This is a genomic window from Bradyrhizobium sp. SMVTL-02, assembly GCF_051853005.1.
GTDB lineage: Bacteria > Pseudomonadota > Alphaproteobacteria > Rhizobiales > Xanthobacteraceae > Bradyrhizobium.
Map to the genome: position 1 here is coordinate 6,008,230 of NZ_CP182469.1, position 21,265 is coordinate 6,029,494.

At 65.1% G+C, this 21,265-nt stretch carries 21 protein-coding genes; 1 reads left to right on the forward strand and 20 read right to left on the reverse strand.

Translation table 11 applies throughout. From position 1 onward, the window contains the following. Window positions 1-26: 26 nt before the first annotated feature. From ACNJYB_RS28765 to miaA, 10 genes are all read right to left on the reverse strand, one after another. On the reverse strand, window positions 27-1,739 hold the full coding sequence (locus ACNJYB_RS28765) for a sulfatase-like hydrolase/transferase (RefSeq protein WP_439369922.1): 1,713 nt from the start codon (window positions 1,737-1,739) through the stop codon (window positions 27-29). Between the two features lie 234 nt (window positions 1,740-1,973). Beyond that, window positions 1,974-2,408: a hypothetical protein gene (locus ACNJYB_RS28770; RefSeq protein ID WP_439369924.1), complete on the reverse strand. Its 435-nt coding sequence runs from the start codon at window positions 2,406-2,408 to the stop codon at window positions 1,974-1,976. A 44-nt stretch (window positions 2,409-2,452) separates the two neighbouring features. Then, entirely contained in the window at window positions 2,453-3,472 is a 1,020-nt protein-coding gene (gene ilvC, locus ACNJYB_RS28775) for a ketol-acid reductoisomerase (protein WP_027577255.1), read from the reverse strand. 133 nt (window positions 3,473-3,605) lie between these two features. Continuing rightward, window positions 3,606-4,208: a LysE family translocator gene (locus ACNJYB_RS28780; RefSeq protein ID WP_439369926.1), complete on the reverse strand. Its 603-nt coding sequence runs from the start codon at window positions 4,206-4,208 to the stop codon at window positions 3,606-3,608. Between the two features lie 7 nt (window positions 4,209-4,215). Continuing rightward, a complete protein-coding gene (locus ACNJYB_RS28785; protein ID WP_439369927.1) occupies window positions 4,216-5,091 on the reverse strand; it encodes an EamA family transporter in 876 nt (291 codons plus the stop codon). A gap of 46 nt (window positions 5,092-5,137) precedes the next feature. Further along, window positions 5,138-5,833 carry a class I SAM-dependent methyltransferase gene (locus ACNJYB_RS28790; protein ID WP_439369928.1) on the reverse strand — a complete coding sequence of 232 codons (696 nt, stop codon included), beginning with the start codon at window positions 5,831-5,833 and terminating at the stop codon, window positions 5,138-5,140. A 3-nt stretch (window positions 5,834-5,836) separates the two neighbouring features. After that, a complete protein-coding gene (gene ilvN, locus ACNJYB_RS28795) occupies window positions 5,837-6,379 on the reverse strand; it encodes an acetolactate synthase small subunit (protein WP_080139379.1) in 543 nt (180 codons plus the stop codon). Between the two features lie 23 nt (window positions 6,380-6,402). Beyond that, a complete protein-coding gene (locus tag ACNJYB_RS28800) occupies window positions 6,403-7,374 on the reverse strand; it encodes a threonine dehydratase (protein WP_439369930.1) in 972 nt (323 codons plus the stop codon). Between the two features lie 223 nt (window positions 7,375-7,597). After that, entirely contained in the window at window positions 7,598-9,373 is a 1,776-nt protein-coding gene (locus ACNJYB_RS28805) for an acetolactate synthase 3 large subunit (protein WP_439369931.1), read from the reverse strand. Window positions 9,374-9,700: 327 nt separating this feature from the next. Beyond that, window positions 9,701-10,642, reverse strand: a complete 942-nt coding sequence (gene miaA / locus ACNJYB_RS28810; protein ID WP_439369932.1) for a tRNA (adenosine(37)-N6)-dimethylallyltransferase MiaA — start codon at window positions 10,640-10,642, stop codon at window positions 9,701-9,703. Window positions 10,643-10,653: 11 nt separating this feature from the next. On the opposite strand from miaA, the gene serB reads away from it, so the two are divergent. Beyond that, on the forward strand, window positions 10,654-11,559 hold the full coding sequence (gene serB / locus ACNJYB_RS28815) for a phosphoserine phosphatase SerB (RefSeq protein ID WP_439369934.1): 906 nt from the start codon (window positions 10,654-10,656) through the stop codon (window positions 11,557-11,559). Between the two features lie 139 nt (window positions 11,560-11,698). Here the strand turns inward: serB and ACNJYB_RS28820 are convergent, their stop codons facing one another. From ACNJYB_RS28820 to ACNJYB_RS28865, 10 genes are all read right to left on the reverse strand, one after another. Then, window positions 11,699-13,207, reverse strand: a complete 1,509-nt coding sequence (locus tag ACNJYB_RS28820) for a Do family serine endopeptidase (protein WP_439369935.1) — start codon at window positions 13,205-13,207, stop codon at window positions 11,699-11,701. A gap of 144 nt (window positions 13,208-13,351) precedes the next feature. Continuing rightward, window positions 13,352-13,558: a DUF2065 domain-containing protein gene (locus ACNJYB_RS28825; protein ID WP_439369936.1), complete on the reverse strand. Its 207-nt coding sequence runs from the start codon at window positions 13,556-13,558 to the stop codon at window positions 13,352-13,354. Window positions 13,559-13,629: 71 nt separating this feature from the next. Continuing rightward, window positions 13,630-14,526, reverse strand: a complete 897-nt coding sequence (hflC, locus tag ACNJYB_RS28830) for a protease modulator HflC (protein WP_439369938.1) — start codon at window positions 14,524-14,526, stop codon at window positions 13,630-13,632. After that, window positions 14,523-15,665 (reverse strand): FtsH protease activity modulator HflK, encoded by a 1,143-nt coding sequence (gene hflK / locus ACNJYB_RS28835; RefSeq protein WP_439369940.1) that lies wholly within the window; start codon window positions 15,663-15,665, stop codon window positions 14,523-14,525. The genes hflC and hflK overlap by 4 nt, the downstream gene beginning before the upstream one ends. A 152-nt stretch (window positions 15,666-15,817) precedes the next feature. Continuing rightward, window positions 15,818-16,327: a dihydrofolate reductase gene (locus ACNJYB_RS28840; protein WP_439369942.1), complete on the reverse strand. Its 510-nt coding sequence runs from the start codon at window positions 16,325-16,327 to the stop codon at window positions 15,818-15,820. Then, on the reverse strand, window positions 16,327-16,812 hold the full coding sequence (locus ACNJYB_RS28845) for a GNAT family N-acetyltransferase (protein ID WP_439369943.1): 486 nt from the start codon (window positions 16,810-16,812) through the stop codon (window positions 16,327-16,329). The genes ACNJYB_RS28840 and ACNJYB_RS28845 overlap by 1 nt, the downstream gene beginning before the upstream one ends. Before the next feature lie 61 nt (window positions 16,813-16,873). Beyond that, complete coding sequence (locus ACNJYB_RS28850) at window positions 16,874-17,668, reverse strand: thymidylate synthase (protein WP_212485410.1); 795 nt, start codon at window positions 17,666-17,668, stop codon at window positions 16,874-16,876. A 171-nt stretch (window positions 17,669-17,839) separates the two neighbouring features. Next, window positions 17,840-18,823 (reverse strand): tripartite tricarboxylate transporter substrate binding protein BugD, encoded by a 984-nt coding sequence (locus ACNJYB_RS28855; protein WP_439369945.1) that lies wholly within the window; start codon window positions 18,821-18,823, stop codon window positions 17,840-17,842. Window positions 18,824-18,943: 120 nt separating this feature from the next. Beyond that, the gene (locus ACNJYB_RS28860; protein ID WP_439369946.1) at window positions 18,944-20,461 is read right to left on the reverse strand and encodes a tripartite tricarboxylate transporter permease; all 1,518 of its coding nucleotides are present in this window, start codon (window positions 20,459-20,461) and stop codon (window positions 18,944-18,946) included. A gap of 4 nt (window positions 20,462-20,465) precedes the next feature. Next, window positions 20,466-21,227: a tripartite tricarboxylate transporter TctB family protein gene (locus ACNJYB_RS28865; RefSeq protein ID WP_439369947.1), complete on the reverse strand. Its 762-nt coding sequence runs from the start codon at window positions 21,225-21,227 to the stop codon at window positions 20,466-20,468. Between the last annotated feature and the right edge of the window lie 38 nt (window positions 21,228-21,265).

Here is a 21,265-nt window from a genome sequence, read left to right on the forward strand (position 1 = left end):
TGACGGTCCGCGACCCGAGCGAGAGGCTACAGCCCCCGGATCATCCCCGCATTGATCAGCAGCCGGTTCAGCCGCCGCGCTTCCGCGCCGTCCTTGCAGCCGTAGAAAAGACCCTTGCAGCGGAGCATGATCGTCTTCTGCTCGGCAAAGGACGGGTCGAGCGGAATGCCGGCGGCTTCCTGGATCACCAGCGGCAGATAGGGGCCGTCGATCGTGTCCATTACTGCCTCGCTCCTGACCGGCTCGAAATTGACGGCGTCGATGGCGTAATAGGTCGCGTAGAGCCGCGGATCGTAGGCGTCGAGCTTCTTGCCGATCGCGCCCTCGTCGAGCCCGGGCTCGAGCAGGTTCGGCGCAAATTCAGGCTGATGATCGCCATAGCGCACGATCAGGAAGGGCTCGCCGGGAAAGGTCTTCTTCAGGCCGGCAACGAACGCCTTGTACTGCTCGGCGCTCATCTCCTGTCGGCGCAGATATTCGTCGATCGACGCCGCATTGCCCGTCGCGCGCCAGTTCGGCAGCAGGTCCGGGCGGAAGCGCGTTTCCCAGGGGAAATGATTGGCGCCGAGATAGATGAAGGTGAACAGCGGCTTGTTCGGCGGCTGCTGTCCCATCAGCTGGAGCGCCTTTTCGTAGAAGAAGCTGTCGGGCTCGACGTCCTTGGCACCGAGATCCTTCGAATCGAGAAAGCGCTCGATGCCGGTCGTCATCTGGAAGCTGCGCGCGCCCATGAAGCCGCCATGGGCGGGATAGAGAGACAGCGTGTCGTAGCCGCAGCGGCGCAGCGCCAGCGGCAGGCCGCGCTCGACGCGGTTCGAGGCAATGCGCGTCACGAAATAGGCGAAGCGGCCGAACGAGCGCGAGGAGAGCCCTGCGAGCACGTTGTATTCGGTGAACCAGCTCGGCCCGCCATTGCTCTCGGCGAGGAACGTGCGCTGCTTGCCGTCCCACGATTTGAAATGATCGCCGTAGCGCGGCGGCACCTTGATGCCCTGCGCGGCGCGGATGTCGAAGCTGGATTCATCGTGGATCATGATGATGTTCGGCCGGCGGCCGGCGGGATGGCAGGCATCGACCAGCGGCATGTCGAGCCGCTCGTTGGTCGCGGCCGCAGACTCCATGAGACCATACTGGATGAAGTCGGAGACCGAACTGACGCCGGAGCGGAAGAATTTCGAGAGATAGCCGTCGTCGTAATAGCCGCGCCAGGCCTCATCCGGACGATAAAGCGAATAGCCGACCAGCGCGGCGAGACAGGCGAGCTTGCAGGCGAGCGCCGGCAGGCGGCGGATGCGGAACGGATCGAGCCACCACAGCGCATACATCAGCGGCAGCGTGACGAGGCCGGCCAGGATCACCGACCAGCGCAAATTCGGGAAGATCGTGAACAGGAACGCGACGGTGTCGCGGTCGATCATCATCAGGTCGATGAAGTTGACGGTCATCTGGACGACGTCGTGCTTGAGCCGCGAGAGCAGCACCAGCAGGACGACCATGGTCAGGGACAGCGCGCCCGACAGCGCCGGGCGCCGCAACAGCGTGATCCAGAAGAAGTTCAGGATGCCCCAGGCAAGAGCGAAGGACAGGCGCGAGCCGAAATCGGTCTCCGTCTCGTACATCAGCGCCAGCGCAGCCAGATGCGGCGCTGCAACGGCGAGCAGCCGCCAGATGCCGAGCGCGGCGACGCTCGCCAGTACGGCGGTCGTGGCAGAAGGACCTGGATTCGGCGCGGACGCCATCGACGGCACGCAACTCTGGTCCGGCGCGGGTATGCGAAGCCGTCTGGCCGGTCCTCGAGACGGCTAGGGCGTCCGGCGCAGCCGGAAACCTGCACCGTGTCATAAAACTGTAACGGAATGGTCAATGACAGGCAACGTGCGCCGCGGCCCGACCTTCGCTTAATGGCGGTGGGTGGCGAAGCGCCGCGCGCCTTGTGCCTCAGCCCTTAACGATCCCCGCGAGGAAAAGGTCGATCACCCCGTCCGCCCACCGCTCGACCTCGCTCTCCCCGACGCCCCAGCGAGGAAACGGCCGCCGAGGTTCATCCGGGCGAAACCGTAGACCAGGGCGCAGCCGGCAATCTGGATGCGCTTGAGGTCGGTCGACCGCAGCAGGCCCTGCGCGGCGCGGCCGAAATAAAGAGCAGGATCCTTAGCCTTGAAGACGCATCGCTTTTGATGAAATCGGGCTTCTGAAAAAGCTCTGAAAACGACGCGATGCCAAGAATGTGGTTTAAGCGTCAGTTCTTGGCGCTCTATGACCGCGCCAACTCGCGAAGAATTTGAATGAAGCAACAATGCTTCGCGCGAGAAGGAAAGAGCGAGACCGCAGTCCGCGATCTCGCTCCACCATGGCCGCGACGGTTTAAGATTTGGTTTGGCGAGTGAAGCTTGTGCTTCGCTCGTCATTCCGGGGCGAGCGTTAACGCGAACCCGGAATGACGGCGTAGCCGTCAGTTCTTCGACTTGTCGACCAGCGCGCCCTTCTTGATCCAGGGCATCATGTCGCGCAGCTTCGCGCCGACCTCCTCGATCGGGTGCGCGGCGAGCTTGGCCCGGGTGGCCTTGAACGAGGTCTGGTTGACCTTGTTCTCGAGCATCCAGTCGCGGGCGAACTTGCCGCCCTGGATGTCGGCGAGGACCTTGCGCATCTCCTTCTTGGTCTCGTCGGTGATGATGCGCGGACCGGTGACGTACTCGCCGTACTCGGCGGTGTTGGAGATCGAGTAGTTCATGTTGGCGATGCCGCCTTCATAGATCAGGTCGACGATCAGCTTCACCTCGTGCAGGCACTCGAAATAGGCCATCTCGGGCGCATAGCCGGCTTCGACCAGGGTCTCGTAACCGCCCTTGATCAGCTCGACCAGGCCGCCGCAGAGCACCACCTGCTCGCCGAACAGGTCGGTCTCGCACTCTTCCTTGAAGGTGGTCTCGATGATGCCGGCACGGCCGCCGCCGATGGCGGAGGCGTAGGAGAGGCCGAGGTCATGGGCGTTGCCCGAGACGTCCTTGGCGATAGCGATCAGGCAGGGCACGCCGCCGCCGCGCTGATACTCCGAGCGCACGGTGTGGCCGGGGCCCTTCGGCGCGATCATCAGCACGTCGAGGTCGGCGCGCGGATCGAGCAGGTTGAAGTGGACGTTGAGCCCGTGCGCGAACACGAGGGCGGCGCCCTTCTTCATGTTGTCGTGCAGGTGCTCGCGATAGATGTCGCCCTGGAGTTCGTCCGGGGTCAGCATCATGACGAGGTCGGCCCATTTGGCGGCTTCCGCAACTTCCAGCACCTTGAAGCCGGCAGCTTCCGCCTTCTTGGCCGAGGCCGAGCCCTTGCGCAGCGCAATGGCGACTTCCTTGACGCCGGAATCCTTCAGGTTGAGCGCATGGGCGTGGCCCTGGCTGCCGTACCCGACGATGGCGACCTTCTTGCCCTTGATCAGGTTCAGGTCGGCGTCGCGATCGTAATAAACACGCATAGGTCGTTTCCTCGTTCAGGGCCGAAATCGGCCGATGGTCAGTGTCCGAAGGGTGAAATTTGCGGATTTCGGGGGCTGTCTAGAGCATTTTCAGCCCTGAGGGAAACCCGTTTCTGCATGGAAATCCGCGACATCATGCATCCATGAAAACGGGGTAGAGGGAGGCCAGCAGCAGGATCGCCATCAGGATATTGAAGGCGCGGACCAGTCGCTCGGAGGTCAGGATCGGCCGCAATGCAGTGCCGAACAGCGCCCAGACCACGGTCGAGACGGTGCCGACGAGCAGGCTGATCAGGGTCTGGATCACGATGTTGATGGGAAAGTGGGCAATCGCCGCGTAAGCGGTGATGGTGCCGATCACGATCACCCAGCCCTTGGCGTTGATCCACTGGAACATGGCCGCCCCCCAAAACGTCATCGGACCGCGACCGTCTTCCTCGCCCGGCCTGGTCGGACCGGACATGCCGATCACCGCGGCAAGATAGATCAGGTAGACCGCACCGGCGTATTTCAGAATGCCCTGGAGGATCGGATAGGCCAGGAACACTGTGCCAAGCCCGAGGCCCACGGTGGCCACCATGAAGGCAAAGCCGATGACGATGCCGACGATGTGCGGGATGGTGCGGCGGAAGCCGTAGGTCAGGCCGGAGGACAGCAGCATGATGTTGTTCGGCCCGGGCGTGAAGTACATCACCACCATGAAGGCAAGGAAGGCATAGAACAGCGAGTAGGCCATGTTCACCTCACGCCGTCTTCGGCAGGACTTGCGGGCGCTTCGCCAGCACCATCACGGCGATACCGCCGATCACGGTCAGCATGCCGGCGAGGCGCAGCGGGCCGAACCGTTCGCCGAACACGATGCTGGAGGCGGCGGAGCCGACGAAGGGCACCAGCAGCGCGAAGGGCACCACCTGCGCCGCCGGATGGTCGCGCAAGAGACGGCCCCACAGCCAATAGGCAATGCTGGTGGAAATGCCGCCGAGCATCAGCATGCAGAGCGCCGATCTCAGCGACATGTGCGTCAGCGACGTCCAGGTCGAGGCCGGCCCGTTGGCGATCAGCGCCAGCGCGAACAAAGGCACGGCCGAGGCGAGGCACAACCAGGCGAACAGGTCGAACATCGGCACGCCGCGGGCGCGGCGCAGCAGCAGATTGCCGACGGCAAAGCTGACCGGCGAGATCATCAGCACCGCAAAGGCGGGAACGCTGAAATCATAGCCGACGGTGCCGCAGATCATCAGCAGGCCGACCGCAGCCACGACGATGCCCAGCGTCTGCATCGGCGTCGGCCGCTCCCCGAACGCGAGCACGGCAAAGCCGATCGTGAACAGCGCCTGGCTCTGCACGACGACGCTCGTCAGGCCCACCGGCACGCCGTGGGCGATGCCGTAGGCCTGCGACAGGAACTGACCGAGGAACAGCGTGAAGCTGATCGCGATCAGCAGCGACCAGGCGACCTTCGGCCTGCGGACAAACAGGCACGGCACCGCGGCGATCGTAAAGCGCAACGCCGTCATCAACTCCGGCGACAGCTCGTCGAGCGCGATCCGGCTCGCCAGGAAGGCAAGCCCCCAGATGATCGCCACCATGACGGCGATGAGGATGTCGGCCGGCTTCATTGTTCTTTACGGTTCTGCCTTGTCGTGCAGCCCTGTTTGTTTCGGTCTAGCCTTGCTCGCCGGCTTTCGGTTTCCGCAGCAGATACGTGCCGTGCATCGGCGCGTGGTAGTCGGCCGAGACCAGCGTGAAGCCGACGTCGGTCAGCATCCGCTCCATCACCCAGCCGAAGGTGGAATACTCGTCGCGCATGTGCGCCACCACGCCCTCGCGCGAGAAATCGTGGTTTTTGATCTGAAAGTCGGCCCATTGCTCGACGTCGCGCTCGACGGCGTCAGGCATCGACGCGTAGACGATGTCGCGCAGGTAAAAGCTCGCTCCCGGCTTCAGCGCGCGAAAGATCCGCGACATCGCCACCGCCTTCCAGAAATCCGGCAGGTGATGCAGCGTGAATTCACTGACGATGAGGTCATAGGACTCGGGTCGATAAGCGAAGCTGAGCAGGCCGGCGGACTGGGTGCGCACCGGCGCCTTGCGATCGCGTGCGTAGATCTCGGCGAGCGCCAGCATCGCCGGCGAGATATCGATGGCGTCGACCTCGGCGCCCATCAGCGCCGCCTCGGTGGCAAGCACGCCATTGCCGCAGCCGATATCGGCGATGCGCCATCCGCGCTGGACCCCGAGCGTTTTCAGCGCGGCGCGCGCACGCAGATCGGCATCGTCATGGTTGTCGTAGATCGACGCCACCGCGGGCTCGATCCCCATCCGGTTCCGCTCGTTGTAATACCAGTCGCGCGCCAGCATGGTTCACATCCCCTCAGGCCCGCGACCGATCGCGGCAACACCCGTGCGCGAGACCTCGACGAGGCCGAGCGGGCGCATCAGGTCGATAAACTGGTTGATCTTGTCCGTATTGCCTGTGATCTCGAACACGAAGCTCTCGGTGGTGGCGTCGATCACCCTGGCGCGGAACGCGTCCGCGAGCCTGAGCGCCTCGACCCGATGCTCGCCCTGCCCGCGCACCTTCACCATCGCGAGCTCGCGCTCGATCGAGCGCTTGGTCTGGGTCATGTCGACGACCTGGTAGACCGGAATCATGCGGTCGAGCTGGTTCTTGATCTGCGCGATCACCATCGGCGTGCCCGTCGTGACGATGGTGATGCGCGACAGATGTTTCTGAGCCTCGGTCTCCGAGACCGTGAGGCTCTCGATGTTGTAGCCGCGACCAGAGAACAGGCCGATGACGCGCGCGAGCACGCCCGGCTCGTTCTGCACGAGCACCGCGAGCGTATGCGTCTCGTTGGGATCGTGGCGGTCTTCGATGAAATAGGCGGATGCGGGCTGGTTCATGGTCGTCCCCTCTTGTCTCTCCGTCACGCCAATGCCGGCGCGTCCGTCCCGACCCAAAGGCGGAACAGATCGAAATCGATATTGCCGCCGGACAGCACGAGACCGACGCGCTTGCCCTTCAGCTTGCTCTTTTCCTGCAGCGCCGCGGCCAGCGCGGCTGCGCCGGCACCTTCGGCGAGATTGTGGGTGTCGGTCCAATAGGCGCGGATCGCGGCGGCGACCTCGTCGTCGGTGACCTGCACGATCCGCGCAGCCCCCTTTCGGATCAGCGCGAACGCGTCCTCGTCGGGGATGCGCGTTGCCATGCCGTCGGCGCGCGTGTTGCTGGTCTCGGTCGTCACGATCTTGCCGGCCGCGAACGACAGCGCATAGGACGGCGCTTCCGTCGACTGCACGCCGACGATCTCGGTCTTCATGCCGAGCAGGTCGCGCGCCATGATGCAGCCGCAGATCCCGGAGCCCTGCCCGATCGGCACGTAGAGCACGTCGAGATCGGGTGCGGACCTGAACAGCTCCAGTGCGTAGGTCGCGACACCCAGCACGAGGTCAGGATGGAACGACGGCACCATGTGAAGCCCGGCGAACTGCGCGCGGCGCTCGGCTTCCTCGCGTGCCGCCTGAAAGTCCTCGCCGTGTTCGACGAGCTCGGCACCAAAGGCCTTCATCGCGCGGTTCTTCTCGACCGAGTTGCCGCGCGGCACATAGATCACCGCCGGCACGCCGTGGCGGCTTGCGGCAAAGGCGAGGCTCTGACCATGGTTACCGCGCGTCGCGGAGATGATGCCCGGCGTATTCGGCCGCTCGCGCTTCAGTCGTTCGAGATAGACGAGGCCGCCGCGCACCTTGAAGGCGCCGATCGGCGTGTGGTTCTCATGCTTGACCACGACCTCGGTGCCGAGCCGTTCAGCGAGTAGCGGCCAGCCGCGCGCCGGCGTTGCCGGCACCGCCTGCCCCACGATCGCATGTGCGCGCTCGAGCTCCGTCAGGTCGAACATTGTAGCCCCACGGTCGGTCTGCTCCCTCGCCCCGCTTGCGGGGCCGCGACGAGCTTCGCTCGCGCTGAGAGGGTGGGGGTGAGGGGGAGTCTCCACGGGGACGGTGCCAGCTGGACTCGCGGAGACTCCCCCTCGCCCGGATTGCGCTTACGCGCAATCCGGCCTCTCCCCGCAAGCGGGGAGAGGCGAAGGAAGGCCGCTCGTCGCTGCTGCATCATCGCGCTTACACCAGAGCCTTGCCGGCGGCGAACGCCTTGGCCGTGGCTTCCTCGTTGGCCTGCTCCGGCAGCAGCATCTCGTTGTGCGCCTTGCCGGAGGGGATCATCGGGAAGCAGTTTTCGAGCGCGGCGACGCGGCAGTCGAACAGTACCGGACGCTTGACCGAAATCATCTCCTGGATCGCGCCATCGAGATCGCCCGGCTTGTGCACCTGGAGGCCGACGGCACCATAGGCTTCCGCGAGCTTCACGAAATCCGGCAGCGCCTCGGAGTAGGAATGCGACAAGCGGTTGCCATGCAGCAGTTGCTGCCACTGGCGCACCATGCCCATGTACTGGTTGTTGAGGATGAAGATCTTGATCGGCAGCTCGTACTGAACCGCCGTCGACATCTCCTGCATCGTCATCTGCACAGAGGCGTCGCCCGCGATGTCGATGACGAGGCTGTCCGGGTGCGCCACCTGCACGCCGACCGCGGCCGGCAGGCCGTAGCCCATGGTGCCGAGACCGCCCGAGGTCATCCAGCGATGCGGCTCCTCGAAGCCGTAGAACTGCGCGGCCCACATCTGGTGCTGGCCGACCTCTGTCGTGATGTAGGTATCCTTGCCGCGCGTCGCCTCGAACAGGCTCTGGATCGCGTGCTGCGGCAGGATGACGTCATTGCTTTTCTTGTAATAGAGCGAGTTGCGGGCGCGCCACTGCGCGATCTGCTGCCACCACGACCTGATGTCCGGCCTCTTCGCCTCCGCCTTGAACACCTGGAGGATGTCGCCGAGGACGTTGCCGCAGTCGCCGATGATCGGCACGTCGACGCGGATGTTCTTGTTGATCGAGGACGGATCGATGTCGATGTGGATCTTCTTCGAGCCCGGCGAGAACGCATCGACGCGGCCGGTGATACGGTCGTCGAAGCGCGCGCCGACGCACAGCATGACGTCGCAGTCATGCATCGTCATGTTGGCCTCGTAGGTGCCGTGCATGCCGAGCATGCCGAGCCAGTTCTTGCCCGAGGCCGGATAGGCGCCGAGGCCCATCAGAGTCGAGGTGATCGGAAAACCGGTGACCTCGACGAGCTCGCGCAGCAACCTGGGCGCTTCGGGGCCGGAATTGATCACGCCGCCGCCGCTGTAGATCACGGGACGCTTGGCGTTCGCGAGCAAAGAGACCGCCTTGCGGATCTGCGTCGCATCGCCCTTGACGCGCGGCGCGTAGGACCGGTGCACGTCGGACTTGCGCGGCGGATGATAGGTGCCGGTTGCGAACTGCACGTCCTTGGGCACGTCGACCAGCACCGGGCCGGGACGGCCCGAGGTCGCAACGTAGAAGGCCTCATGCAGGATCTTGGCGAGGTCGTTGACGTCGCGCACCAGCCAGTTGTGCTTGGTGCAGGGACGCGTGATGCCGACCGTGTCGCATTCCTGGAAGGCGTCATTGCCGATCAGATGCGTCGGCACCTGGCCGGAGATGCAGACCAACGGGATCGAGTCCATCAGGGCGTCGGTCAGCGGCGTCACCATGTTGGTGGCGCCGGGACCGGAGGTCACCAGCGCAACGCCGGGCTTGCCGGTCGAGCGCGCATAGCCCTCGGCGGCGTGGCCCGCGCCCTGCTCGTGGCGGACCAGGATGTGCTGGACCTCGCTCTGCTGGAAGATCTCGTCATAGATCGGAAGCACCGCGCCGCCGGGATAGCCGAAAATGTCGGTCACGCCATGATCGATGAGCGCGCGGACGATCATCGCGGCGCCGGTCATCTGGTTCGGATCGTGGCTCTTGTCGCTCATTGGCTTGCTCCGGATGCGCTGTTGTCAGCGGCTTTGTTCAGTCTGGTTCGGGAAATAAAAAAGGCCCCGAAGAGGGCCCATGCACACCGCCTGTCTTGTGGATGGCAGCTAGCCATCCCCGGCGGTGTGCCTGGGTACGACGGCGATGAGGAATTTGGTAATAATATTACGCATGGCGTGCGCCCGGCTTCCCAAAGGTTGCGCGAAACATAGCGGCCAAAGCTTGGATGTCAAGGCAATGCGGCCGTTCCCGCGCGATTTTGGCAGTGTAGCGGCGTTCCCGGGCTTCGGCGAGAGGTAAATTCGGGAACCCGGCACAAATGCGCGTCAGTCCCGCTCCCGCTCCGCGCTCACCGCCGCCGCGAGCCATCCCCTCGCCTCCTCCGGCTTGACCCATTCGAATTCCGGCAATTGATGCCGGAACCAGGTGAACTGGCGCTTGGCGTAGTGGCGGGTGTCGGCACGGCCGGTCGTGGCGGCCTCCTCCAGGCTGAGTTCTCCGCGCAGATGCCGGATCAGCGCCGGAACGCCGTGGGCCTTCATCGCCGGCAGCAGCGGATCAAGACCGCGGGCGGCGAGCCGCTCCACTTCCCGCAAGGCGCCACCGCCCAGCATGGCATCAAATCGGGCGTCGATGCGGGCATAGAGGTCGTCGCGCTCGGGAGCGAGGAATACCGCGCGAAAACTGTGCCTGGGCAACAGCGGCGGCTGGCCCTCCTGATGCCAGTCGAGCAGCGAGCGCCCGGTCGCTTCGACCACCTCGAGTGCGCGCGCGATCCGGGTGCGGTCGCGCAGGTTCAATCGCCCGGCGGCGCGCGGATCGCGGGCGGCGAGTTCCCCATGCAGCGCCTCGACGCCGTTCCGCTCCAGCCGCCCCCGCACGTCCTCGCGCACCTCGGCGGGGATTGGCGGCACCACGGAGAGGCCGGTCGTCAGCGCCTTGAAATAGAGCCCGGTGCCGCCGATGAAGATCGGCAACCGGCCTTCGGCCCGCGCCTCCTCGAGCGCCTTCGCAGCATCCACGACCCAGCCCCCGGCCGAGAAATTCACGGCCGCATCGACATGGCCGTAGAGGCGGTGCGGAACGCGCGCCTCATCGCCATGGGTCGGACGTGCCGTGATGATGCGGAGGTCGCGATAGACCTGCATGGAATCGGCATTGATGACAGTGCCGCCGGCGCTGAGCGCAAGCTCGAGCGCCAGCGCTGACTTGCCGCTGGCGGTCGGGCCTGCGATAAGCACGGCCTTGCTCGAATGCCCCTCACTCACGAAAACCTCAAATGTCGCTCGTCGCCACGCTGATCTGCCACCCTGACAACCCCGCGCTCGACTCTACCATCGTCGACGGCGCTCGCGCCGTCCTGCCTCAGGCAGCTCCCGCGCACTGGCTGTTCGACGGGGTTGCCGTCGACATCCCCTTCGGCGCCGACAGTAACCTCGAAGGCGACCGCCACGCCATCGAGCAGCGGTTGCGCGAGCTTCGCGGCGACCTGCCGATCGACATCGTCGTGCAGCCTGCGCGCTTCCGGCGCAAGAAGCTTTTTCTCGCCGACATGGATTCCACCATGATCGGCCAGGAATGCATCGACGAGCTCGCCGACCTCGTCGGGATGAAGGCCCATGTGGCCGCCATCACCGAGCGCGCGATGCGCGGCGAGATCGAGTTCGAGCCGGCGTTGCGCGAGCGCGTCGCACTGCTGAAGGGCCTTCCCGCCAGTGTCGTCGACGAGGTGCTGGACAAGCGCATCACGCTGACGCCGGGCGGCCCTGAGGTGGTGGCGACCATGCGCGCGCACGGCGCCTATACCTGCCTCGTCTCCGGCGGCTTCACGCTGTTCACGAGCGCCGTCGCCGCCAAGATCGGCTTCCAGGAGAACCGCGCCAACGAGTTGGTCGTGCGCGACGGCAAGTTCACCGGTGAGGTCAAGGAGCCGATTTTGGGCCGCGCCGCGAAGCTGGCGACGCTGGTTGATTTGATGGAGTCCTTCGGTCTCGACGACGTCGACTCGGTCGTGGTCGGCGATGGCGCCAATGATCTGGCGATGATCCAGGCGGCCGGGCTGGGCGTGGCCTATCACGCCAAGCCGGCGGTGGCAGCGGCCGCAGCGGCGCGGATCGACCACGGCGATCTCACCGCGCTGCTCTATGCGCAGGGGTATCGGCGCGACGAGTTCGTCGAGAAGTAGCCTCTCCCGTCTTCTCTCGCCACCCGCTCGGCAGCCGTCGGGTAGGAAAAGGCGCGCTTGCGCCGTGCCCGCCACCCTTGCTGCAACGGTGGAAGGCGGGCACGCTTCGCTTTGCCCACCCTGCGGGACCGTGCCTCGACTACTGCACGCTCAGCGCCACGAAGCGCAGCTCGCCGTCGGCGTTCGAGACCAGCAGCAGCACCGACTTCTTGCCGTCCTTCTTGAGCTGGTCGACGCGCTTCTGGATATCGGCACCGCTGGAGACCGCTTCCTGGGCGACCTCGACGATGACGTCACCGGCCGAGAGGCGCTTTTCGGCGGCATCCGAATTGGCCTCGACATTGGTGACGACCACGCCCTTGACGCTCTCCTTGATCTTGTAGCGCGTGCGCAGGTCCTTGTTCAGCGCCGCGAGATCGAGACCGAGCGCCTTCTGCGTCACCGGCTTCTCGGGCGCCGGCTCGTCGGTCTTCACCGCGGCCTGCACCTTCTCGGGATCCTGCAGGCGGCCGAGCGTGACCTTCTTGGTCTCTTCCAGGCCCTTGCGGATGATGACGACGTCGACTTCCTTGCCGACCGCGGTATCGGCGACGACGCGGGACAGGTCCTTCGGGTCCTTGACGTCCTTGCCGTCGAACTTGACGACGACGTCGCCGGGCTCGATGCCGGCGGGCTTGGCCGGGCCCTTGTCATCGACGCCGGCAACCAGCGCGCCGCGCGGCGGCTTGATGTTGAGGCTCTCGGCGATCTCGTCGGTGACGCCCTGGATGCGCACACCCAGCCAGCCGCGGCGCAGCTCGCCGAACTGGCGGAGCTGGTCGACGACGCCCGCGACCGTCTTCGACGGCACGGCGAAGCCGATGCCGATCGAGCCGCCGGAGGGCGAGATGATCAGGGTGTTGACGCCGATGACATCGCCTTCGAGGTTGAACAGCGGACCGCCGGAATTGCCGCGGTTGATGGCCGCGTCGGTCTGGATGTAGCTGTCATAGGGACCGGAAGAAATGTCGCGGTTCTTGGCCGAGACGATGCCAGCCGTCACCGTGCCGCCGAGGCTGAACGGGTTGCCGATCGCGACCACCCAGTCACCGAGGCGCAGCTTGTCGCTGTCGCCGAACTTCACCGCGACCAGCGGCTTGGTCGGCTTGAACTTCAGCACCGCGAGGTCGGTCTTCTTGTCGACACCGACCAGCTCCGCCTTGATCTTGGTGCCGTCGTTGAGGATGACGTTGATCTCGTCGGCATCCGCAATGACGTGGTTGTTGGTAACGACGACGCCCGACGTGTCGATGATGAAGCCGCTTCCGAGCGAATTGGTCTTGCGCGGCGGGCCGCTGCCATTGTCGCCGCCCTTGCTGCCGCCACCGGGGCCGCGGCGGTTCTTGAAAAAGTCGTCGAAGAATTCCTCGAAGGGCGAGCCGGGCGGCAGTTGCGGCATGGTGTTGGCGCCGCTCTTGGCCTCGACGGTCTGCGAGGTCGAGATGTTGACCACGGCGTCGATCACCTTCTCGGCGACGTCGGCGATGCCCTCCGGTCCGCGCGCCTGAGCCGGGGTGCCGAGCGCGCAGAAAGCACTGACGGCGAGCGCGGCCAGCCCAATTCGCACACCATGGCGCAAGCGGGTTGGGGCAATGATGGCAGCGGTCATTGTGATCTCCAGAGAATAAGGATTCGGCGCCAGACTGCGCTCGAACGGGGGCATGGCGCAAGCGCGGACCTTAACGGGTGTCAACCACCCGCATAATATGGCGAAAACCGGCTTCTCGCCTTCACTTTGGCGTTGGCTTTGCGGCTAAATCGGGCGACGCATAACCCAGATCAGAATCAGGCCGGCGACGGCCGAACCGATCCCCACCGCCCGCAGGACGTGGTCCGGAGTGGCCATCGCACTCTTCATGGCCTTGCGCATCCAGTTTGGACTTGCCGCAAACATCAAGCCTTCCAGCACGAACAGGATGCCTAAGCCGATGAGGAAGTCGGCGAACGCAATGGACCTCATCGGATTGGAACCTCCCGTGATGCTGTTCTTGTCGGAACGAAGGGCGGCCAGAACGGCCGCCCCTGTCTAGCTTAGGGCTTCGCCGGCGGCGCGTCGGCCGTCTTGCCGGCCGGGCTACCGAAATACCGGAAGAAATCCGAATCCGGCCGCAGCAGGAAGCGGGTATCGTTCGACTTCAGCCCGTTCTCATAGGCCGTCATCGACCGATAGAAGGCGAAGAAGTCGGCATCCTTGCCGTAGGCTTCGGCGAACAGGCGGTTGCGCTCGGCATCGCCGACGCCGCGCGTCTGCTCGGCCTGCGACCTCGCTTCGGCCTCGATCACGGTCGCCTCGCGGTCGGCCTTCGAGCGGATCTCCTGAGCCTTCTGGCCGCCCTGCGCGCGGAACTCGGCCGCCTCGCGCTCGCGCTCGGTCTTCATGCGCAGATAGACCGCCTGGCTGTTCTGCTCCGGCAGGTCGGCGCGCCGGATCCGGACGTCGACGACCTGGATGCCGTAGCCGTCGGCCTCGCGATCGAGCTGGTCGCGGATGCGCAGCATCAGCTTCTCGCGGTCGTCGCGCACCACGTTGATGAAGGTGACCTCGCCGAGCACGCGGCGCAGCGCCGCATTCAGGAGCGTGGTGAGCTGGATGTTGGCGGCCTGGATCGAGCCGACGCTCTGATAGAAGCGCAGCGCGTCCTTGATGCGGTAGCGCGCGAAGGCGTCGACGACGAGCCGCTTCTGGTCGGACGCGATCGCTTCCTGCGACGGGTTCTCCAGATCGAGAATCCGCTTGTCGATGTTGATCACCGAATTCCACGGCGCCTTGAAGTGCAGGCCGGGATCGGTGACGACGTCGACGGGCTTGCCGAACTGGAGCACGATGGTCTGTTCGGTCTGCTGTACCGTGAACAGCGACATGTAGCCGACGACCACGACGACCAGGAGTCCGAGCAGCGTGACGATGCCTGTGACCGGAGACCTCATCGGTTGCCTCCGCTCGACTGCTGGCCGGCGGCAGGCGGCCGCCTGGTCGTCAATTCATTGAGAGGCAGATAGGGCACGACGCCCTGGCCGGAGGGGCCGCCGTCATAGACGAGCTTGTCCGCGCCGCCGAGCACGCGCTCCATCGTCTCGAGATAGATCCGTTCACGCGTCACGTCGGGCGCCTTCTTGTATTCCTCGTAAACTTTGAGGAAGCGCGCGCTCTGGCCCTTGGCCTCGGCGACCGCCTGCTCCTTGTAGCCTTCGGCGGCCTGCAGGATCTGCGCCGCACGTCCGCGCGCCTGCGGCACGACCTGGTTGGCGTAGGTCTGTGCTTCGTTCTGCAGCTGCTCGAGATTGGCACGCGCCGCCTGCACGTCACGGAAGGCGTCGATCACCTGCGCCGGCGGGTCGACCTTCTGCATCTGCACCTGGGTGACGAGAATGCCGGCGCCGTAGCTGTCGAGCGTCTTCTGGATCAGCTCCTGCACGCCCTGCTCGATCGTGGTGCGAGCGCCGGTCAGGATCGGCTGGATCTGCGAGCGGCCGATCACCTCGCGCATCGCGCTCTCGGCCACCGCCTTCACGGTGCCTTCGGGGTTCTGGATGTTGAAGAGGAAGTCGCCGACGCCGCCCGGGTCCGGCTTGATGCGCCACAGCACGGTGAAGTCGACATCGACGATGTTCTCGTCACCGGTGAGCATCAGGCTCTCCTCCGGCACGTCGCGGATGGAGCGGCCGCGCCGCGCCGGATCGTCGATCAAGGTCATGCCGATGGAGATGGTGTTGACGCGCAGCGCCTTCGGCAGCAGCACGGTCTCGATCGGATAGGGCAGATGATAATTCAGGCCGGGGTCCACGGTGCGGACATGCTTGCCGAAGCGCAGCACGACACCGCGCTCTTCGGACTGCACGCGGAAGAAGCCCGACAGCAGCCAGAACGCGATGATGAGCAGGATGATCAGCGTGATGCCGACGCCGGAGAAATAGCCGCCCGGCATGATCTGCTGAAGGCGGTCCTGGCCGCGCCGCAGAAGATCTTCCAGATCCGGCGGCCTCGGCCCGACCGGTTGCGGGCCTGTGCCCCATGGTCCTTTCGGACCCGAGCCCCATGGGCCACCGCCCTGATTCTTCCACGGCATTCGACGCTCTCCTCGGCAGGGTGAGATGCCCCTGCCCGCTTTGTCCGGTCCGGCTTTATAGGGGACAGGCAGGTCCCTTACAACGCGGCCTTGGCCGCCTTTCGAGCTAAGCCCGAAGGCAGAAAAGTCAATGTTAACATTGCCGAATGCGGTTAACGGGGCGACCGCCGACGATATGTCACATAGGAGAAGTCGGCGCTGTCGTCGGGGCCGGCAGGATGACGGACGCGCGCCATCTCGTCCCATTCTGCCTTGTCGATGTCGAAACGGGTGTCGCCGTCGGGCCGCGCATGCACTTCGGTGATTTCGAGGCGACCGGCACGATCGAGCCATTGCCGATAGATCTCGGCGCCGCCGATCACCGCGATCTCGGTGACCGAACGCCGCAGGGCATCACCGCGCGCGACCGCCTCCGCATCCGCAGCCGAGGTCGTGACGACGGCTCCTGCGGCGCGATAAGCCGCATCGCGCGTGATGACGATGTTGGTACGCCCGGGAAGCGGACGAGGCAGGGATTCGAAGGTCTTGCGGCCCATGATTATGGGCTTGCCGATCGTGAGCGCCTTGAAGCGCGCCATGTCGGACTTCAAGCGCCACGGGATCGCGTTGCCGGCGCCGATGACGCCGTTTTCCGCAATCGCAACGACGAAGACGATCTCCATCAGGAATTGCTCCCGGCGAGCCGCGTCAGCGCAGGACCGGTGACGCGGCACAGTGTCCAGTCGTCCATCATCACGGCGCCCAGCGACTTGTAGAATGCGATCGACGGCGCGTTCCAGTCGAGCACGGCCCATTGCAGCCGCGACCAGCCGTTGTCGACGCATTCCTTCGCCAGATAGACCAGCAACGCCTTTCCGAGGCCCTTGCCGCGATGCGACGGCCGCACATAGAGATCTTCGAGATAGATGCCGTGGCGGCCGCTGAAGGTGGAAAAATTGGCGAACCACACCGCAAAGCCGACCGGCTCGCCGTTCCACTCGGCGATCGCGCAATAGAGTTGCGGCCTCTCGCCGAACAGCGCCTCCGCGATGTCAGCCTCGGTCGCGTCGAGCTCGTGCGACAGCTTTTCGTACTCGGCAAGCTCGCGGATGAAAGCAAGAACGAGCCCGGCTTCGCCGGAGCGCGCGCGGCGGATGTTGACCGACATCGCTTTAAAGAGCCCGCATGATCATATCGGAAAACCGCTGCACACTTTTCCGGATCATGCGTTAGACCGCGACTTCCGCCTTGATGTGCGGATGCGGATCGTACCCCACCAGTTCGAAATCCTCGTAGCGGAAGGAGAAGATATCCTTCACGTCAGGATTGATCCGCATCACCGGCAGCGCGCGCGGTGCTCGCGTGAGCTGAAGCCGCGCCTGCTCGAGATGGTTGGAGTAGAGATGGGTATCGCCGAGCGAGTGCACGAAGTCGCCGGGCTTCAGGCCGGTGACCTGCGCGACCATCATGGTGAGCAGCGCGTAGGAGGCGATGTTGAAGGGCACGCCGAGGAAGACGTCGGCCGAGCGCTGATAGAGCTGGCACGACAGCTTGCCGTTCGCGACGTAGAACTGGAACAGCAGGTGGCAGGGCGGCAGCGCCATCTTCTCGACATCCGCCGGATTCCAGGCGGTGACGATCAGCCGGCGGGAATCCGGGGTGCGCTTGATCATGTCGACGACATTGGCGATCTGGTCGATGCTGCGCCCGTCGGCGGTGGGCCAGGACCGCCACTGATGGCCGTACACCGGGCCGAGATCGCCATTGGCGTCCGCCCATTCGTCCCAGATGGTGACGCCGTTGTCGCGCAGATATTTGATGTTGGTGTCGCCCTTCAGGAACCACAACAGCTCGTGCACGATGGCCTTCAGCGGCAGGCGCTTGGTGGTCAGCATCGGGAAGCCGGCCGACAGGTTGAAGCGCATCTGGTGGCCGAACACCGACAGCGTGCCGGTGCCGGTCCGGTCGGTCTTTTCGGCGCCGTCTGAAAGAATCCGCTCGAGCAGGTCCTGATATTGGTGCATGTGCGATAGAGCCTTTGGGGAAGCGGCGAACTTAACCGCCACCCCCGCGCTGCGACAGCGGCGATTCGCTGGTCCCACAGATTATACAAGGAAAAGGTGAGCGTTCCCGCGGCAAACGACAAGGGGCGGAACTCAGCGTCCCGGCCCTCCCTATCGACCTGAAAGTGCTGGCTAAGTTGCCGGCTTGAGCACCGGGCTCCATTTGGCGATTTCGTTTTTGACGAGGGTCGCCAGCGCCTCCGGCGTCCGGTCATTGGGCGCCGGGATGACGCTGCCGAGCTCGAGCAGGCGCTTCTTCACGGTTTCGTCGTCGAGCGCCTTGATGGCTGCGGCGTTCAGGCTTGCGATGATCGCGGGCGAAGTTCCCTTGGGCGCGAACATCGCGTTCCAGGCCTGGGCCTGGAACGCAGGCAGCCCCGCTTCCGTCGTGGTCGGCACGTCCGGCAGCGACGGATTGCGCTCAAGCGTTGCGATCGCATAGGCCTTGATGGTACCGGCGTTGATCTGCGGCACGGCATTGACGATCTGGTCGCACATGTAATCGACCTGGCCCGCCACCAGCGCATTCATCGCGGGGCCGGTGCCGTTGAAGGGCACGCCAACGGGCTTGACGCCGAGGATGGAGTGCAGGAGCTCGCAGGAGACGTGCGAGACCGAGCCGACGCCGGCATGCGCGGCGTTCACCTTCTCGGCATTGGCCTTCACGTAAGCCACGAAATCCTTGAGATCCTTCGGCGGAAGGTCCTTGCGCGCGAGGATCAGGATCGGTGTGCCCGCGAGCAGCGCGATCGGCTCGAAATCCTTTTCGGGATGATAGGCGAGCTTCGGATAGAGCGGCACGGACGCCGCATGCGTGCCCATATGCCCGGTGATGAGCGTATAACCGTCATTGGCGGCACGCGCGGCGCGCGTGGTGGCGGTGGTGCCGCCGGCGCCGACCACGTTCTCGATGATGATGCTTTGGCCGAGCGTCTGCGCCATGTGTGCGGTGACGATGCGCGAGATGACATCGGTCGGCCCGCCGGCGGCGAACGGCACGATCATGGTGATGCTGCGCGTCGGATAGTTTTGCGCCTTCGCAGGTGCGACAATGGCGCACAGCGATGCGAGCGCGGCAGCACATGCGCCCGTAGCAAGCGCGCGAAGAGAGGTCATGTCGTTTCCCCGGAACACAAACAAAATGCCGGCCACGAGGGCCGGCATTTTCATGTCACGAAGACATTACATACGTCGATTCGACTTCCGAATGCGGCGCGCGGACGCAGGGCGCAGCGATCAATTCTCGGACTCGGTAAACACCTCGTCGCGCTTTGCACGCAGCACCGGCAGCACCGTGAGGATCAGCAGGCTCGCTGCGACGGCCAGCAGCACCGCCGACAGCGGACGCGTCAGGAACACGCTCCAGTCGCCGCGCGAGATCAGCAGCGCACGGCGCAGGTTCTCCTCCATCAATGGTCCCAGCACCATGCCGAGCAGCAGCGGCGCCGGCTCGAAATCGTGCTTGATCAACCAGTAGCCGACGAGCCCGAACACGCCGGCGAGGATGACGTCGACGGGCGCGTTGTTCACCGAGTAGATGCCGATCGCGCAGAAGATCACGATCGAGGGGAACATCAGCCGGTAGGGCACGCGCAACAGGCGGACCCAGATTCCGACCAGCGGCAGGTTGATGATGATCAGCATGAGGTTGCCGATCCACATCGAGGCGATCATGCCCCAGACGAGATCCGGCTGCTTCTGCATCACCTGCGGACCCGGCACGATGCCGTGAATGGTCATCGCGCCGACCATCAGCGCCATCACCGCGTTCGGCGGGATGCCGAGGGTGAGCAGCGGGATGAAGGAGGTCTGCGCCGCGGCGTTGTTGGCGCTTTCCGGCGCCGCCACGCCCTCGATCGCACCGCGGCCGAACCGCTTCGGATCCTTCGCGAGCTTCTTCTCGAGCGTGTAGGCCGCAAACGAGGCGATGACGGCGCCGCCGCCCGGCAGAATGCCGAGGATCGAGCCGAGCACGGTGCCGCGCAGGATCGGCGGCGTCGAGTCGACCAGGTCCTTCCTGGTCGGCATCAGGCCGGTGATCTTCTGCTGCACGAGGTCGCGGTTCATCTCGGCGCCGGCGTCGAGATTGCGGATGATCTCGGCGAAGCCGAACACCCCCATCGCCACCGTTGCAAAGCCAAGACCGTCGGCGAGTTCCGGAATGTTGAAGGCCATGCGCGAGGCACCGGTCTCGATGTCGGAGCCGACCATCGAGAGCAACAGGCCGAACACGATCATAGCGATCGCCTTCAGCACCGAGCCCTTGGCCAGCACCACCGCGAAGATCAGGCCGAGCACCATGAGCGAGAAATACTCCGCCGGGCCGAACGCCAGCGCGAGCTTTGTCAGCGGCGCGCCGAGCACGGCAATCAAAACGGTCGCGACGCAGCCGGCGAAGAACGAACCGATCGCCGCGATCGCCAGCGCCGGGCCGGCGCGGCCCTGCTTGGCCATCTGGTGGCCATCGATGGCGGTGACGACCGATGTCGCCTCGCCGGGAATGTTGACCAGGATCGACGTGGTCGAGCCGCCATATTGCGCGCCGTAATAGATGCCGGCGAGCATGATCAGCGCGCCGACCGGCGGGAGGCCGAAGGTGATCGGCAGCAGCATTGCGACCGTCGCAATGGTGCCGATACCGGGGAGAACACCGACCAGCGTGCCGACGAGGGCACCGATCAGGCACATCAGCAGGTTGATGGGAGAGAGCGCGACGGCAAAGCCGTGAGCGAGGTTGGCAAAGATATCCATCACGCCCTCACTGGATCAGGAAACGCGGAAACATCGGCATCGGCAACCCGAGCACGTAGGGGAACAGGATCGCACAGCCGAGCGTCAGGCAGGCTCCGACGATGGCGGCCTCCAGCCAGCGCGTCTCATGCGACCCTGTCGCTGCGATCATGAAGCTCGCGAAGGCAGTGACCACGAGGCCGAGCGGCCGGATCGCCAGCGCGAAGAACAGGATTGCGACCATCACGAACAGCGGGCCGCGCCAGGAATAATGCGCCATCGACGGCCCGTCGGCCAAAAGGCCGCTCAGGGCGATGGCGGCGGACAGGGCGACCAGAAGCCCGCCGAACATCCGCGGCGCGGTGCCCGCGCCGAAGGAGAAGCCGCGCATGCCCTGCAGATCGGTCGACGCCCACAGCGCGAACAGCGCGACCGCCATCAGAATGACGCCGCCGACATAGTCCTGTGCCGACCGGATGGTCATGAACAGCGTGACGATCGCCACCGCGAGGATCGGATAGGAATAGATCAGCGCCAGCAGCACATCGGAGGACGCCTTCTTGCTCTCACCGCCGGCCGCTCCGATCAGCGCTGCGGGAGCACCCGCGACCAGCGCGGTGGCGTGGCTGATCAGGACGGTCGCCGGGCCGCGCCCCGCGCCCCAGCCGAAGAGGGTCCCGATCGACCAGATGAATTCGAAGATCTGCGGCGCTATCGCCAGCAGGCAGAAACCGATCACCATCCTGGTGTTTCGGGTGGCTGTCGCTGAGTGGCCCATCGTCTCGGCCATGCATGTCTCCTCCGCGACCCGTAAGTCACGAGCACTGT

Coding starts and splice junctions, on each gene's coding strand:
- ACNJYB_RS28765 (WP_439369922.1), bottom strand. CDS start 1,739: ATGGCGTCCGCGCCGAATCCAGGTCCTTCTGCCACGACCGCCGTACTG.
- ACNJYB_RS28770 (WP_439369924.1), bottom strand. CDS start 2,408: ATGACGAGCGAAGCACAAGCTTCACTCGCCAAACCAAATCTTAAACCG.
- ilvC (WP_027577255.1), bottom strand. CDS start 3,472: ATGCGTGTTTATTACGATCGCGACGCCGACCTGAACCTGATCAAGGGC.
- ACNJYB_RS28780 (WP_439369926.1), bottom strand. CDS start 4,208: ATGGCCTACTCGCTGTTCTATGCCTTCCTTGCCTTCATGGTGGTGATG.
- ACNJYB_RS28785 (WP_439369927.1), bottom strand. CDS start 5,091: ATGAAGCCGGCCGACATCCTCATCGCCGTCATGGTGGCGATCATCTGG.
- ACNJYB_RS28790 (WP_439369928.1), bottom strand. CDS start 5,833: ATGCTGGCGCGCGACTGGTATTACAACGAGCGGAACCGGATGGGGATC.
- ilvN (WP_080139379.1), bottom strand. CDS start 6,379: ATGAACCAGCCCGCATCCGCCTATTTCATCGAAGACCGCCACGATCCC.
- ACNJYB_RS28800 (WP_439369930.1), bottom strand. CDS start 7,374: ATGTTCGACCTGACGGAGCTCGAGCGCGCACATGCGATCGTGGGGCAG.
- ACNJYB_RS28805 (WP_439369931.1), bottom strand. CDS start 9,373: ATGAGCGACAAGAGCCACGATCCGAACCAGATGACCGGCGCCGCGATG.
- serB (WP_439369934.1), top strand. CDS start 10,654: ATGTCGCTCGTCGCCACGCTGATCTGCCACCCTGACAACCCCGCGCTC.
- ACNJYB_RS28820 (WP_439369935.1), bottom strand. CDS start 13,207: ATGACCGCTGCCATCATTGCCCCAACCCGCTTGCGCCATGGTGTGCGA.
- ACNJYB_RS28825 (WP_439369936.1), bottom strand. CDS start 13,558: ATGAGGTCCATTGCGTTCGCCGACTTCCTCATCGGCTTAGGCATCCTG.
- hflC (WP_439369938.1), bottom strand. CDS start 14,526: ATGAGGTCTCCGGTCACAGGCATCGTCACGCTGCTCGGACTCCTGGTC.
- hflK (WP_439369940.1), bottom strand. CDS start 15,665: ATGCCGTGGAAGAATCAGGGCGGTGGCCCATGGGGCTCGGGTCCGAAA.
- ACNJYB_RS28840 (WP_439369942.1), bottom strand. CDS start 16,327: ATGGAGATCGTCTTCGTCGTTGCGATTGCGGAAAACGGCGTCATCGGC.
- ACNJYB_RS28845 (WP_439369943.1), bottom strand. CDS start 16,812: ATGTCGGTCAACATCCGCCGCGCGCGCTCCGGCGAAGCCGGGCTCGTT.
- ACNJYB_RS28850 (WP_212485410.1), bottom strand. CDS start 17,668: ATGCACCAATATCAGGACCTGCTCGAGCGGATTCTTTCAGACGGCGCC.
- ACNJYB_RS28855 (WP_439369945.1), bottom strand. CDS start 18,823: ATGACCTCTCTTCGCGCGCTTGCTACGGGCGCATGTGCTGCCGCGCTC.
- ACNJYB_RS28865 (WP_439369947.1), bottom strand. CDS start 21,227: ATGGCCGAGACGATGGGCCACTCAGCGACAGCCACCCGAAACACCAGG.